Annotated in this window: 13 protein-coding genes; 2 read left to right on the forward strand and 11 right to left on the reverse strand. The window is 62.4% G+C overall.

Going from position 1 to position 14,853, the window contains the following annotated elements:
• Positions 1-149: 149 nt before the first annotated feature.
• The 5 genes from pyk to gcl all read right to left on the reverse strand — a co-directional run bounded on the left by pyk (position 150) and on the right by gcl (position 6,732).
• A complete protein-coding gene (gene pyk / locus GEV39_RS07990; protein ID WP_173888123.1) occupies positions 150-1,565 on the reverse strand; it encodes a pyruvate kinase in 1,416 nt (471 codons plus the stop codon).
• Entirely contained in the window at positions 1,562-2,836 is a 1,275-nt protein-coding gene (locus GEV39_RS07995; RefSeq protein WP_173888125.1) for a glycerate kinase type-2 family protein, read from the reverse strand. Before GEV39_RS07995 ends, pyk begins: the two co-directional genes overlap by 4 nt.
• Before the next feature lie 232 nt (positions 2,837-3,068).
• Positions 3,069-3,962 carry a 2-hydroxy-3-oxopropionate reductase gene (locus GEV39_RS08000; RefSeq protein WP_125855164.1) on the reverse strand — a complete coding sequence of 298 codons (894 nt, stop codon included), beginning with the start codon at positions 3,960-3,962 and terminating at the stop codon, positions 3,069-3,071.
• A 158-nt stretch (positions 3,963-4,120) separates the two neighbouring features.
• Positions 4,121-4,903, reverse strand: coding sequence for a hydroxypyruvate isomerase (gene hyi, locus GEV39_RS08005; RefSeq protein WP_173888127.1), 783 nt, complete (start codon positions 4,901-4,903; stop codon positions 4,121-4,123).
• A 53-nt stretch (positions 4,904-4,956) separates the two neighbouring features.
• Positions 4,957-6,732 carry a glyoxylate carboligase gene (gcl, locus tag GEV39_RS08010; protein ID WP_173888129.1) on the reverse strand — a complete coding sequence of 592 codons (1,776 nt, stop codon included), beginning with the start codon at positions 6,730-6,732 and terminating at the stop codon, positions 4,957-4,959.
• A gap of 256 nt (positions 6,733-6,988) precedes the next feature.
• On the opposite strand from gcl, the gene GEV39_RS08015 reads away from it, so the two are divergent.
• Entirely contained in the window at positions 6,989-7,429 is a 441-nt protein-coding gene (locus tag GEV39_RS08015; protein ID WP_173888131.1) for a GlcG/HbpS family heme-binding protein, read from the forward strand.
• Positions 7,430-7,557: 128 nt separating this feature from the next.
• Here GEV39_RS08015 and GEV39_RS08020 read toward each other — a convergent pair whose 3' ends face one another.
• Positions 7,558-8,169, reverse strand: coding sequence for a TetR/AcrR family transcriptional regulator (locus GEV39_RS08020; protein WP_054911348.1), 612 nt, complete (start codon positions 8,167-8,169; stop codon positions 7,558-7,560).
• A 132-nt stretch (positions 8,170-8,301) separates the two neighbouring features.
• Here GEV39_RS08020 and GEV39_RS08025 point away from each other — a divergent pair, with 132 nt between their 5' ends.
• On the forward strand, positions 8,302-9,216 hold the full coding sequence (locus tag GEV39_RS08025; protein WP_173888133.1) for a DUF808 domain-containing protein: 915 nt from the start codon (positions 8,302-8,304) through the stop codon (positions 9,214-9,216).
• A 138-nt stretch (positions 9,217-9,354) separates the two neighbouring features.
• Here the strand turns inward: GEV39_RS08025 and GEV39_RS08030 are convergent, their stop codons facing one another.
• The 5 genes from GEV39_RS08030 to GEV39_RS08050 form a co-directional block, all read right to left on the reverse strand.
• The gene (locus tag GEV39_RS08030) at positions 9,355-10,137 is read right to left on the reverse strand and encodes an outer membrane protein OmpK (RefSeq protein WP_173888135.1); all 783 of its coding nucleotides are present in this window, start codon (positions 10,135-10,137) and stop codon (positions 9,355-9,357) included.
• A gap of 351 nt (positions 10,138-10,488) precedes the next feature.
• Complete coding sequence (locus GEV39_RS08035; protein WP_009683937.1) at positions 10,489-11,274, reverse strand: outer membrane protein OmpK; 786 nt, start codon at positions 11,272-11,274, stop codon at positions 10,489-10,491.
• Between the two features lie 153 nt (positions 11,275-11,427).
• Positions 11,428-12,783, reverse strand: a complete 1,356-nt coding sequence (locus GEV39_RS08040) for a nucleobase:cation symporter-2 family protein (protein ID WP_054911346.1) — start codon at positions 12,781-12,783, stop codon at positions 11,428-11,430.
• A gap of 159 nt (positions 12,784-12,942) precedes the next feature.
• The gene (locus tag GEV39_RS08045) at positions 12,943-14,268 is read right to left on the reverse strand and encodes a urate hydroxylase PuuD (protein ID WP_173888137.1); all 1,326 of its coding nucleotides are present in this window, start codon (positions 14,266-14,268) and stop codon (positions 12,943-12,945) included.
• A gap of 45 nt (positions 14,269-14,313) precedes the next feature.
• On the reverse strand, positions 14,314-14,817 hold the full coding sequence (locus GEV39_RS08050) for an ureidoglycolate lyase (protein WP_009683933.1): 504 nt from the start codon (positions 14,815-14,817) through the stop codon (positions 14,314-14,316).
• Positions 14,818-14,853: the final 36 nt, after the last annotated feature.

Below are 14,853 nucleotides of genomic sequence, written 5' to 3' on the forward strand. Positions count from 1 at the left end.
TCTTTGGGCCTCGTTTTTCCGCGATTCTTTGCTTCACCACCGACCCTGTGGGAGCGGGCGTGCCCGCGAAAGGGCCAGCAGGGTCAACGAAGTGGCCTGGACTGACGCATTCGCGGGCACGCCCGCTCCCACAGGGTCTATGCAGTGGCTTAGATCAGTGTTTCGATCCGCAGCGTGTTGGTCGACCCAGGTTTGCCGAACGGCACCCCGGCAGTGATCAGCAGTGTGTCGCCCCGGCTGGCCATGCCTTGTGCCTGGGCAATTTCCAGGGCCGTGGAGACCACCTCATCCACCTGGCGCAGGCGGTCGTTGACCACCGAGTGCACACCCCAGGCCACGCTCAGGCGCCGCGCGGTGTTCAGGTTGGGCGTAAGGTTGAGGATCGGTGCCCGTGGCCGTTCACGCGAAGCGCGCAGGGTGGAGGCGCCCGACTCGCTGTAGTTGACCAGCACCGCCACCGGGAGGATGCCGCTGATACGGCGGATCGCGCAGCTGATGGCGTCCGATACGGTGGCTTCGGCCTTGGGCCGGCCGACGTCGAGCTGCGCCTGGTAGTCCGGGCCATTCTCGACCTGGCGAATGATCTTGCTCATCATCTGCACAGCCTCCAGCGGGTAATCCCCCGAGGCGGTTTCGGCCGACAGCATCACCGCGTCGGCACCCTCGGCCACCGCGTTGGCCACGTCGGTGACTTCGGCACGGGTCGGTGCCGGCGAGAAACGCATCGATTCGAGCATCTGCGTGGCCACCACCACTGGCTTGCCCAGCTGGCGGCAGGTGCCAATGATGCGCTTCTGGATCTGCGGCACGCTTTCGGCTGGCACTTCCACGCCCAGGTCACCACGGGCCACCATGATGGCGTCGGCCAGTCCGGCGATGGCTTGCAGGTGCTCGACTGCCGACGGTTTTTCGATTTTGGCCATCAGGTAGGCGCGGTCGCCAATCAACTGGCGCGCTTCAACGATGTCTTCAGGGCGCTGCACGAACGACAGGGCGACCCAGTCCACGCCCAGCTCCAGGCCAAAGGCCAGGTCGCGGCGGTCTTTTTCGGTGAGCGGCGAGAGGTCGAGCACCGCTTGCGGTACGTTGACGCCCTTGCGGTCCGACAGCTCACCACCGTTCAGCACTTCGGTGTCGATTGCGTCGCTGTGCTTGGCGGTTACCCGCAGGCGCAGCTTGCCGTCGTCCAGCAGCAGGTCCATGCCTGGCTCCAGGGCGGCGATGATCTCGGGGTGCGGCAGGTTGACCCGGCGGTTATCGCCCGGGGTGTTGTCCAGGTCCAGGCGCAGGGCCTGGCCGCGTTGCAGCTGGACCTTGCCTTCGGCAAAGCGGCCGACCCGTAGCTTGGGCCCTTGCAGGTCCATGAGAATACCCAGGGGGTAGTTCAACTGCTGCTCGACTTCGCGGATCCACTGGTAACGCAGGGCGTGGTCGGCGTGTTCGCCGTGGCTGAAATTGAGGCGGAAGATGTTCACCCCCGCTTCGACCAGTTGGCGGATGTCGTCGATGCCTTCGATCGCCGGGCCGAGGGTGGCGAGGATCTTCACTTTTTTATCAGGCGTCATGATTGGGCAGTCTCGAGGATCAGGATGGCGCGGAAGTCGTTGACGTTGGTGCGGGTCGGCTCGGTGACGATCAGCGCGTCCAGCGCGGCGAAGTAGCCATAGCCGTTGTTGTTGTCCAGCTCATCACTGGCCGACAGGCCCAGGGCTTGGGCGCTGGCGTAGCTGCCTGGGGTCATCAGCGCGCCGGCATTCTCTTCCGAACCGTCGATACCGTCGGTGTCCCCGGCCAAGGCGTACACGCCCGGCAGCCCTTTCAGGCTTTCGGTGAGGCTGAGCAGGAACTCGGCATTGCGCCCGCCACGACCATTGCCGCGCACGGTCACGGTGGTTTCGCCACCGGACAGGATCACGCAGGGCGCCTTCAGCGGCTGGCCGTGCAGCACGATCTGCCGGGCGATGCCGGCATGCACCTTGGCCACTTCCCGCGATTCGCCTTCCAGGTCGCCGAGGATCAGCGGGCTGAAGCCTGCCTGGCGCGCTTTGACTGCGGCGGCTTCCAGCGACTGCTGGGGCTTGGCAATCAGCTGGAAGTGGCTGCGAGCCAGGGTCGGGTCGTCGGCCTTGACGGTTTCCGAGGCCGGGTTGTTGAGCCAGTCGATCACCGCTTTTGGCGCTTCGATGTTGTAGCGCTTGAGAATGGCCAGGGCATCGGCCGAGGTGCTCGGGTCGGCCACGGTGGGGCCGGAAGCGATCACCGTGGCGAGGTCGCCGGGTACATCGGAGATGGCATAGGTGTAGACCGTGGCCGGCCAGCAGGCCTTGGCCAGGCGGCCGCCCTTGATCGCCGACAGGTGCTTGCGCACGCAGTTCATCTCGCCGATGGTGGCGCCGGATTTCAGCAGTGCCTTGTTGATCTGCTGCTTGTCGGCCAGGGTCAGGCCCTCGGCGGGCAGGGCCAGCAGGGCAGAGCCACCGCCGGAGAGCAGGAATATGACGCGGTCTTCTTCATTGAGGTTGCTGACCAGTTCCAGCACGCGCTTGGCCACGGCCAGGCCGGCGGCATCCGGTACCGGGTGGGCGGCTTCGACCACCTCGATTTTCTGGCAGTTGGCGCCGTGGCCGTAACGGGTGACGACCAGGCCGGAGACTTCGCCCTGCCAGCTTTTCTCGACCACTTCGGCCATGGCGGCTGCGGCCTTGCCGGCGCCGATGACGATGACCCGGCCGCTACGGTCGGCGGGCAGGTAGGGTTCGAGAACTTGACGGGGGTGGGCGGCGGCGATGGCTGTGTCGAACAGGTCGCGGAGAATTTTTTGCGGATCGACCGACATGGCAGGCTCCCAATTATTGTTGTTCTGCACAATCAAAAACGCCCCTGGAATCGCCTCCGTGCAGGCTGAACCAGGGGCGGGTGTTGCTCGGTGCCACCTTTGGGCCTGTGGTCGCAGGCTCATCGGTGTTGGCTTCTTCGCGGGCTTGCCCGCTCCCACAGGAATATCGTGGCCCGCAGGCCTGCGCAGTACCTGTGGGAGCGGGCAAGCCCGCGAAGAGGCCAGTGATTATTTACTTGTCGTCGCGGATCGAGAAGTTGGCCATGTGTTCCAGGCCTTTGATCAGCGCCGAGTGGTCCCAGTTGCCGCCACCCAGGGCCTGGCAGGTGTTGAACACTTGCTGGGCATTGGAGGTGTTGGGCAGGTTGATGCCCAGCTCCTTGGCGCCTTGCAGGGCCAGGTTCAGGTCTTTCTGGTGCAGGTTGATGCGGAAGCCCGGGTCGAAGGTGCCCTTGATCATGCGCTCGGCATGCACCTCGAGGATTTTCGACGAGGCAAAGCCACCCATCAGTGCTTCGCGCACCTTGGCCGGGTCGGCGCCGTTCTTGGCGGCGAACAGCAGCGCTTCGCTGACAGCCTGGATATTCAGGGCGACGATGATCTGGTTGGCCACCTTGGCGGTCTGGCCGTCACCGTTGCCACCCACACGGGTGATGTTCTTGCCCATGGCCTGGAACAGTGGCAGGGCGCGCTCGAAAGCGTTCGGGCAGCCGCCAACCATGATGCTCAGGGTCGCGGCCTTGGCACCTACTTCGCCACCAGACACCGGGGCGTCCAGGTAGGCGGCGCCGGTGGCCTTGATTTTTTCGGCAAAGGCTTTGGTGGCGGTAGGGGAGATCGAGCTCATGTCGATCACCACCTTGTTCGGACCCACGCCTTCGGCCACGCCGTTGTCACCGAACAGCACGCTTTCCACTTGTGGGGTGTCCGGCACCATGACGATGATGAACTCGGCTTCCTGGGCCACTTCTTTCGGGTTGGCCAGGGCCACTGCACCGGCGGCGATCAGGTCGGCTGGCGCGGCGTCGTGGTGGGTGGAAACGAAAATGCTGTGCCCTGCTTTTTGCAGGTTCTGGGCCATGGGCTTGCCCATGATGCCGGTGCCGATGAAACCGATTTTAGCCATGAGAATATGCCTCTTTGTATTTGTGATGTCTCAAGCTGTGGGTGCGGGCATGCCCGCGAAACAGGCGACTCGGTGGATGGCACCGGCTATGCCGGTGTTCGCGGGCATGCCCGCTCCCACAGGGTTTCGTGTTTCACAGGGGGCTAGCGTTCAGCCGTTCAGATTGCGTTATGGGTTTTCAGCCAGCCCAGGCCTGCTTCGGTGGTGGTCAGCGGCTTGTATTCCGCGCCCACCCAGCCCTGGTAGCCGATGCGGTCCAGGTGTTCGAACAGGAAGCGGTAGTTGATCTCGCCGGTGCCTGGCTCGTTGCGGCCGGGGTTGTCGGCCAACTGGATGTGGTTGATCAACTTCAGGTTGGCTTCCATGGTCCGGGCCAGGTCACCTTCCATGATCTGCATGTGGTAGATGTCGTACTGCAGGAACAGGTTGTCGCTGCCCACCTCGGCCTGGATTTCCAGGGCCTGCTGGGTGGTATTGAGGTAGAAACCAGGGATGTCGCGGGTGTTGATCATTTCCATGACCAGGCGGATGCCGGCGGCCTGGAGTTTGTCGGCGGCATACTTGAGGTTGTCGACGAAGGTCTTGCGCACGTCGGCACACTGCAGGCCTTGTGGGCGAATGCCGGCCAGGGCGTTGACCTGGGTATTGCCCAGCACCTTGGCGTATTCGATGGCCTTGTCGACCCCCGCGCGGAATTCTTCGACGCGGTCGGGGTGGCAGGTGATCCCGCGCTCGCCTTTGGCCCAGTCACCGGCCGGCAGGTTGAACAGCACCTGAGTCAGGCCGTTGGCGTCCAGCTGCTGCTTGATTTCAGCCGCGCTGTAGTCGTACGGGAAGAGGTATTCGACGCCGCTGAAGCCAGCATCGGCGGCAGCCTTGAAGCGGGCCAGGAAGTCCTGTTCGGTGAACAGCATGGACAGGTTGGCAGCGAAGCGAGGCATAGTTGTCTCCTTGCGGTGAAGGCCCCCAGGGCATGCCTGGGGGCGTCAGGCGATCAGTCCAGCATCGAGATGGCGGTTGGCGCGTCGTTGCCGACCAGCGCCAGGTCTTCGAACTCGTTGACCGCGTTGATCTCGGTGCCCATGGAAATGTTGGTGACGCGCTCGAGAATGACCTCGACCACTACCGGTACGCGGAACTCTTCGGCCATCTTCTGCGCCTTGAGCAGGGCAGGGGCGATCTCGGCCGGTTCGAACACGCGCAGGGCCTTGCAGCCCAGGCCTTCGACCACGGCCACGTGGTCAACGCCGTAGGTGGCAGCGTCTGTCGAGTTGATGTTCTCGAACGCCAGTTGTACACAGTAATCCATGTCGAAGCCACGCTGCGCCTGGCGGATCAGGCCCAGGTAGGCGTTGTTCACCAGCACATGAACGTACGGCAGGTTGAATTGTGCTCCCACCGCCAGCTCTTCGATCATGAACTGGAAGTCGTAGTCACCCGACAGCGCCACGACCTTGCGCTGCGGATCGGCCTTTACCACACCCAGTGCCGCAGGGATGGTCCAGCCCAGCGGGCCGGCCTGGCCGCAGTTGATCCAGTGGCGTGGCTTGTACACGTGCAGGAACTGCGCGCCCGCAATCTGCGACAGGCCAATGGTGCTGACGTAGCAGGTGTCCTTGCCGAACACCTGGTTCATTTCTTCGTACACACGCTGCGGCTTGACCGGCACATTGTCGAAGTGGGTCTTGCGCTGCAGGCTGGCCTTGCGCTGCTGGCAGTCTTCCAGCCAGGCCTTGCGGCATTTCAGCTTGCCAGCGGCTTGCCACTCGCGGGCGACTTCCAGGAGTACGTCCAGCGCCTTGCCAGCGTCGGAAACGATCCCCAGGTCCGGCGTGAACACGCGGCCGATCTGGGTTGGCTCGATGTCCACGTGGACGAATTTGCGGCCCTCGGTGTAGACGTCCACGGAGCCGGTGTGGCGGTTGGCCCAGCGGTTACCGATACCGAACACCAGGTCCGATTTGAGCAGGGTGGCGTTGCCGTAGCGGTGCGACGTCTGCAGGCCGACCATGCCGACCATCTGCGCGTGGTCGTCCGGGATGGTGCCCCAGCCCATCAGGGTCGGGATTACCGGTACGCCGGTCAGTTCAGCGAACGCCACCAGCTTGTCGCTGGCGTCGGCGTTGATGATGCCGCCGCCGGCGACCAGCAGCGGGCGCTCGGCGTCATTGAGCATGGCCAGGGCTTTTTCGGCCTGCACGCGGGTGGCGGCAGGTTTGTTGATAGCCAGCGGCTCGTAGGCGTCGATGTCGAATTCGATTTCGGCCATCTGCACGTCGAACGGCAGGTCGATCAGCACCGGGCCTGGGCGGCCGGTGCGCATTTCATAGAAGGCTTTCTGGAAAGCGTAAGGCACCTGGCCTGGCTCCAGTACCGTGGTCGCCCACTTGGTCACCGGCTTGACGATGCTGGTGATATCGACAGCCTGGAAGTCTTCCTTGTGCAGGCGCGCACGCGGGGCCTGGCCGGTGATGCAGAGAATAGGAATGGAGTCGGCCGAGGCACTGTACAAGCCGGTGACCATGTCGGTGCCGGCAGGGCCGGAGGTGCCGATGCACACACCGATGTTGCCCGGGTTGGCGCGGGTGTAGCCCTCGGCCATGTGCGAGGCACCTTCGACGTGGCGAGCGAGGACGTGATCGATGCCACCGACTTTCTTCAGGGCCGAGTACAGCGGATTGATGGCAGCCCCCGGGATGCCGAACGCGGTATCTACACCTTCACGGCGCATGACCAGAACGGCTGCATCGATTGCTCTCATTTTGCTCATGGTTTGTGCCTCATTGATTTTGTAATTGTATACAACTTGCTTTGCGATAGAGTGTATTCACGCCTAGCGCTGTAGGTCAATGGGTTTTCATCGGTTGACTTGGCTTTCCTCAGAGCGCCCATGAAAACGGGAGTTTGCGTGATCGCATACGATCGTTTCAAAATATTGTATACAAAAATAATCTTCGTTGTGTTCTATTTGTTCATCGGTTTTCAACTGCCCTCAGGGCTTCTCACAACAAGAAGAGGACCTTTTCATGAACGATTTGAACCTGAAAGTCGCCGTTGGGCTGGTAAACGCCGCGCTGGCGGCGGGCCGCAAGATCAACGCCGCGCCGCTGACCGTGGCGGTGCTGGATGCTGGCGGCCACCTGCTGGCGCTGCAGCGCGAAGATGGCGCCAGCCTGATCCGCCCGGAAGTGGCCACCGGCAAAGCCTGGGGTGCGATAGCCCTGGGCAAGGGCTCGCGCTTGCTGGCGCTGGATGCGCAGCAGCGGCCGGCGTTTTTTGCCGCGCTGAACGGAATGGGTGAACGGCCGGTGGTGCCGGCGCCGGGGGGCGTGCTGATTCGTGATCAGGACGGCAAGGTACTGGGTGCTGTCGGGATCAGCGGCGATACGTCGGATATCGACGAACAGTGCGCGATCAGTGCGATCGAGGAGGTGGGGTTGCTGGCGGATGCCGGAGTAGCGGCGTAAAGCTCAAGATAGCCGGGGCCGCGTTGCGGCCCTTTCGCGACACAAGGCCGCTCCTACGGGGAATCGCGTAACCCTGTAGGAGCGGCCTTGTGTCGCGAAAGGGCTGCAAAGCAGCCCCACTGGCCCTGTCAGGCCACCTCGGGCTCACAGCCCTTGAGCACCATGCGGATGATGGTCTCGGCTGCTGCGTCATAGTCGCTGTCGGCCAGCTTGGCCTTGCCGGTCACCGCAGAAATCTGCCAGTCGAAATCGGCATAGGTCTGGGTGGCCGCCCAGATGCTGAACATCAGGTGGTGCGCGTCTACATGGGCGATCTGCCCGTTGTCGATCCAGCGCTGGATGCACTCGATGTTGTGCCGGGCCTGCTCGTTCAACTGCGCCACCTGGTTCGGTGACAGGTGCGGAGCGCCGTGCATGATCTCGCTGGCAAATACCTTGGAAGCATGGGGCAAGTCGCGGGAAATGCGGATTTTCGAGCGAATGTAGGCGCTCAGCACTTCTTTCGGGTCACCGTCGGCATTGAACGGCGTGGACGCCTGCATGATCGGCGCGATGATGCTTTCCAGCACCTCACGGTACAGGTTGTCCTTGGACTTGAAATAGTAATACACGTTCGGCTTGGGCAAGCCGGCCTTGGCCGCAATATCGCTGGTCTTGGTGGCCGCGAAGCCCTTGTCGGCGAATTCCTCGCTGGCTGCGCGCAGGATCAATTCCTTGTTGCGCTCGCGAATGGTGCTCATGGTCAGGGATCTTCCTCGTGTCTGGCCACCTCTAAGAGGGATCGGGCATGGTAGCACCGGGCCCGACGGGCGCTCAAGGCAGCGGCTTTGGGCTAGAATTCTGGGCATTTACTCATTCGGATGCAGGCAAACATGGCAGGAAGCAGTCTACTGGTACTGATCGACGATATCGCCACGTTGCTGGACGATGTCTCGCTGATGACCAAAGTGGCAGCAAAAAAAACCGCAGGTGTGCTGGGTGATGACCTGGCGCTCAATGCCCAGCAGGTGACGGGTGTGCGGGCCGATCGCGAACTGCCGGTAGTGTGGGCGGTGGCCAAGGGTTCGTTGATGAACAAGGCCATTCTGGTACCGGCGGCCCTGCTGATCAGCGCCTTCATCCCTTGGGCGGTCACGCCCTTGCTGATGCTGGGCGGCGCGTATCTGTGCTTCGAGGGCTTCGAGAAGCTGGCGCACAAGTTCTTGCATAGCAAGGAAGACGACGAGGCGCAAAAGGCTGCGCGCAAACAGGCTGTGGCCGATGCCAATGTCGACCTGGTGGCGTATGAGAAAGCCAAGATCAAAGGGGCTGTGCGTACCGACTTCATCCTGTCGGCGGAAATCATCGCCATTACCCTGGGCATCGTCGCCGACTCGCCGCTGCCACAGCAGGTCATCGTGCTGTCGGGCATCGCAGTGGTAATGACCTTGGGTGTTTACGGGGTGGTGGGCGGCATCGTCAAACTGGACGACCTTGGGCTGTGGATGACCAAGCGGGGGTCGGGCGTGGCTCAGGCGGTAGGCAATGGCATATTGCGCGCCGCACCCTACATGATGAAAGGCCTGTCGGTGGTCGGCACGGCGGCGATGTTTCTGGTGGGTGGCGGGATTCTGGTGCATGGCATCGCGCCGCTGCATCACGCGGTCGAGGCGTTCAGCGAAGGCCGTGGTGGTGCATTGACCGGTGCGCTGCTCAACGGCGTGGCCGGGGTGGTGGCCGGGGCCGTGGTGCTGGCGGTGGTGACGGTTGCCGGCAAGTTATGGCGGGCGGTTCGGCCGGCCAGCTAGTGCGCATGGCCGGGGCGCTGCCCCGGTTCGCGGGCACGCCCGCTCCCACAGGTACAGTGCCTGCCTTGGGCCGAGCGCGGACCCTGTGGGAGCGGGCGTGCCCGCGAATGGGCCGCAGCGCGGCCCCGAGGACTCAGGTCAGAAGTGCACCTTGACCAGGAAGCTCATGGTGTTCTGGTCGGTGGTGAAGGCATCGCTGTCCTTGATGCCGTACTTGTTCTTCCAGTAGTCATACTCCACACCCACGTACAACTGCTTTTCGCCAAAGTGCAGCGCCTTGCCCAGGTCGTACTTGATCTGCGGGTTGAAGTGCAGGTTGGCGTGGTAGGTACCACGGCGGTTCTGGTCGTTGTCGACCACCCAGTCCATGAAGCCGTCGATCAGTACGTCGGAATCCCCCACCGGGATGGTGTACGACCACACCGGCGTGATCTGCCACACATTGTCGCCGGCACGGCTGCCGTCGGTGGTGCGGTTGTAGAAGTTCAGCTGAAAGTAGTCGAAACCGGGGATGGCCAGGTCGAAGCCCGGGCCGATCAGGTACGACTCGGTATCACCCTCGCCAAACTCGTAGGTCATGGCCAGCAGCACGTCCTTGACCGGGCCGAACGCCAGCTTCTGGTCGAAGATCTTGCCAAACGACAGGCGTGGGCTGATCTCGCCATAGTAGGTGTTCGGGCCGTTGCCCTCGTCCTTCTGGCCCTGGTAGAAGATCTTGTCGACGAAGATGAAGTTGTCGCCGTACTTCCAGCCATCGGCATGTTCGAAGGTCACGGTTTGCTGGGTCGGCGGGTTGACCTTGAAGTTCTTGCCCCACAGGTAGGTCAGGCTGTTGTTCTGCCATTGCAGCAAGTCACCGCCGAAGGTGGTGCCGCAGGCCAGCAGGCCGCCAGCAAGGATCAGGCTGTTGATGGTACGCATTGCAAGTGTCGCTCCCTTGTTTGATCTGTTGTCTGCGCTCGTTGTTGGCGCTTTTTGTCTTTTGAGTCAGCTTTTTTCGATAGGCCACAGCTGTTTGGCAAGGGTTGGGCCAACTTTTCCGGGTTGGCAAAACCTTCCTGCTCGACTTCGTTCTGAACGGATGAAAAGGGTCTTTCAGGCTGGCAACACGTTCGCCAACCGCCCGTATTCATTGACTGAGCGGTCAGTAAACGCAGGCAGAATCCGTTCTGCCCTGATCGAGGGGGCGCGCAGATTACTGGCTTGCGCGCCGCGCCTCAAGTGCTCCGTCCTGGAGCGCTGTGAATCAAACTTGTGCGTTTGGTCAACTTCTTAGAAGTGTACCTTGATCAGCGCGCTCGCCACGCTCTGGTTGCTGTCCAGGTTGCCGCGGCTGTCGATGCCGTACTTGTCCTTCCAGTAGCTGTACTCGAAGCCCACATAAAGCTGCTTTGCCCCCAGGTTCAGGGCCTTGCCCAGGTCATATTTGACCTGCGGGTTGAAATGCAGGTTGGCGTGGTAGGTGCCACGGCGGGTCTGGTCGTTGTCGGTGACCCAGTCCATGTAACCATCGATCAGGATGTCGGACTTGCCCACCGGCAGGGTGTACGACCAGGCCGGGGTGATCTGCCACACATTGTCCCCGGGGCGGCTGCCCTCGGTGTTGCGCACATAGAAGTTAAGGGTGAAGTAGTTGAAGCCCGGGATGGCCAGGTCGAAGCCGGGGCCGATCAGGTAGGCCTCGTTGTCGCCTTCGCCACGTTCGTAGGTCATGGCCAGCAACACATCCTTGACCGGGCCGAATGCCAGTTTCCGGTCGAAGATCTTGCCGAATGACAGGCGCGGGCTGAACTCACCGTAGTAGGTGGTCACGCCCTTGCTGGCGTCTGCTTTGCCGTTGTAGAAAATCTTGTCGACGAACATGAAGGTGTCGCCGTACTTCCATTTGTTGGCGTGCTCGAAGGTAACCGTTTGCTGGATGCTGGGGTTGACCTTGAAGTCCTTGCCGTACAGGTAGGTCAGGCTTTCGCCGTGCCATTGCAGCCATTCGCCCGCGTGGGCGGGAACGGTGGCCAGCAGGCTGCTGCCCAGCAAGAGGGACGTGGTGATGCGTTTCATGTTGTGCTTCCCGGACTTATTGTTTTTTTTGGGTTTTTTTGGCGTGCAGGTGCCCCGGGCGGCCCATTCCGGCGGGCCGACGGTATAGCGTCTACGACGGTTCGAGACCGGAGCGGCAACAGGCCGCTCCCGGTCACTCGAAGGGGTTTTGCTTCAGTGCTGGTGACAGGCGTCGTTGTGCACCGCGCGGTCGGCACCGCCCAGAATGTTGAACAGCACGTTCAACACCAGGGCGCTGACCGTGGCCATGGCGATGCCACTGTGGGTGATGGGCTCCATCCACTGCGGCATCTGCGCGAAGAACTCCGGGCGCACCACGGGGATCAAGCCGAAGCCCACGCTTACCGCAACCAGCAACTGGTTGCGGCGGTCGCCGATGTCGGCTTCCTGTAGGATCTTGATCCCGGTAGCGGTCACCATGCCGAACATGGCGATCGACGCCCCACCCAGTACCGCGGGCGGGATAGAGGCGATCAGGAAGGCCGCCTTGGGCAGCAGGCTGAGCAGAATCAGCAGTGCGCCGGCCACGATGGTGACAAAGCGGCAGCGGACCCCGGTCATCTGCACCAGGCCGATGTTCTGGGCGAACGACGAGTGGGTGAAGGTGTTGAAAAAGCCGGCGATGAACGAGGCCCCGGCATCGCACAGCAGGCCGCGGCGGAGCATGCCTGGGGTGACTTCTCGGTCGGTCACCTTGCCCAGGGCCAGGAACATGCCCGTGGACTCGACGAAGATGATCACCACCACCAGGCACATGGACAGGATCGGTGCCAGGCTGAAGGTCGGCATGCCGAAGTGCAGGGGCGTCACCACCTGCAACCACGGCGCTTCACTCAGGCCTGACAGGTCGACCATGCCGATGGCGCCGGCCAGCACGTAGCCCAGGCCCATGCCAACCAGCACCGACACGTTGACCCAGAAGCCGCGCATGAAGCGGTTGATCAGCAGGATCACGGCCAGCACCAAGCCAGCCACCAGCAGGTAGATCGGCGAGCCGAACGTACTGGCATCCTGGCCACCGCCGGCCCAGTTGACCGCTACCGGGAACAGCGACAGGCCAATCGAGGTGATCACCGTACCGGTGACCAGCGGTGGGAAGAAGCGCACGACCTTGGACATGAACGGTGCGATCAGCATGCCGAAGAACCCGGCGGCGATGGTCGCGCCGAAGATCCCCTGCAGGCCTACACCGGGCATGCCGGCCATGGCCACCATGCTGCCCACGGCTGCGAAACTGGCACCCATCATCACCGGCATGCGGATGCCCACCGGGCCGATACCGAACGACTGGATGATGGTGGCGACGCCAGCGACCAGCAGGTCGGCGTTGATCAGGAAAGCGACTTCTTCACGGGACAGCCCGGCGGCCTGGCCAATGATCAGTGGCACAGCGATGGCGCCGCCGTACATCAGCAAAACGTGTTGCAGGCCAACCAGGAACAGTTGGAACAGGGGCAAGGGTTCGCGCGGTGGCGCAACGGGTATGTACGCCTTGCGGGACTCGGACATGCAGCACCTCGAGTTTTGTTTTTATTCTCGGATCCAAGTGACAAGCTCCAAGCGGCAAGCTTCAAGAAAAAGCTTGGTATCCGCACTGGAGCCTGACACTCGATGCTTGCTTCCTACTACGTACAGCTTGAGGCTTGCAGCTTGACGCTTGTGGCTCGATCAGTTGACCTGGGCGCCCTTGGCGATCCAGTCACCGACCAGCTTGCGCTCCTCGGTGGTCATCTGGGTGATGTTGCCCAGCGGCATGATCTGGCTGGCCACTGCCTGCGCCTGAATGCGCGCGGCCTGGGCCTGGATCTGCTGCGGGGTGTCGAACATCACGCCGGCAGGTGCGGCGCTGAACAGTGGGCTGGTCGGCTTGGCCGAGTGGCACACGGTGCAGCGTTCCTGGATGACATTGTGGATCTTGTCGAAGTCGCCACCACCGGCCTGGGCCGTAGCCGGGGCCTGGGCCGGAGCTTCAGCAGGCGCTGCGGCGGCCTTGGCGGCGTCCTCGGCGCGTTGCTCGGCAGCGGTCTTGCCACCCACAGCAGTAGCCGGCAGAGGCTGATACTCGATCTTCGCGGCGGCCTGCTCAGGGCTCACTGCCATCGGTTTGGGGCCGGTGACGTAGGCCAGGCAAATCATTGCCAGGGCACCGACAGGCAAGGTCCAGGCGTACTTGTTGCTGTCGTGGCGGGTGTTGAAGTAGTGGCGGATCAGCACCGCAGCTACCGCGATACCGGCCAGGATCAGCCAGTTGTACTGGCTACCGTAGGTGCTCGGGAAGTGGTTGCTGATCATGATGAACAGCACCGGCAGGGTGAAGTAGTTGTTGTGGCGCGAGCGCAACAGGCCTTTGGCCGGCAGTACCGGGTCGGGGGTCTGGTTGTTCTCGATCGCGGCCACCAGCTGGCGCTGGGCCGGCATGATGATGCGGAACACGTTGCCGACCATGATGGTGCCGATGATCGCGCCGGTGTGCAGGTAGGCACCGCGGCCGCTGAACACCAGGCTGAAGCCCCAGCATGCGGCGATGATCAGCACGAACAGTACGGCACCCAGCAACGCCGGCTTCTTGCCCAGCGGCGAGTCGCACAGGAAGTCGTAGATGAACCAGCCGGCCACCAGCGAGCCGATACCGATGGCCACGCCTTCGGCACCGCTGAGGGTACTGCCAGGGGCCAGCAGGTACAGCGTCGGGTTCCAGTAGAACACCACGCACAGCAAGGCGATACCGGACATCCAGGTGAAGTAGGCTTCCCATTTGAACCAGTGCAGGTTCTCGGGCATTTTCGGGGGGGCGAGCTTGTATTTCTCCAGGTGGTAGATACCACCGCCGTGAATCGCCCAGAGATCACCCGACAACCCATCGCGCGGGTTGCTTCGGTTCAGGTGGTTCTCCAGCCAAACGAAGTAGAACGATGCACCGATCCAGGCCACGCCGGTGATCATGTGAACCCAGCGAATGCTCAGGTTCAGCCATTCGTGAAGGTGTGCTTCCACAGTATGTACCTCTGCCGATCACCGAGAACGATGACCGACCTTTTCTTATTGGTGGGGATTGAGGATCAGCATCTGTTCCTCGGTGAAGTAATGCTCATCGCAGTTGTTGCCAGAACCGCTGCGATCAACCACCAGGAAGTCATCCCGCTTTTCGATCGTCAGCACCGGGTGGTGCCAGACGCCGCGATGGTAATTAACGCCCTGCCTGCCATTACTGCGGAAGGCACGGACCAAGCCTGATACAGGTGCATCGCCAATGGGCGCGACCACGATCAGAAAGGGGTTGCCGAGCAGCGGGATGAAAGCCTGGCTGCCCAGCGGGTGGCGTTCCAGCATGCGTACGGTCAGCGGCATGTCCAGCGCATCGGCGCGGAAGATGCTGATGATCGCCTTGTCTTCAGGCTCAGCGGTCTCGACCGTGGCGAGCTTGTGAAAGCGCATGGTCGAGCCGTTGTTGATCATGAAGTGGTCGCTGCCGTCGGTTTCGATCACGTCGCCGAAGGGAGCGAAGGCTTCTTTGGTCAGGGGCTCGATCATCAGGGTGCGCATGCGGGTCTCTCTTTTATGTTCGTTGTACTGAATGGG

It is taken from the genome of Pseudomonas sp. NY5710 (genome assembly GCF_013305665.1).
GTDB classification, from domain to species: Bacteria; Pseudomonadota; Gammaproteobacteria; order Pseudomonadales; family Pseudomonadaceae; genus Aquipseudomonas; species Aquipseudomonas juntendi.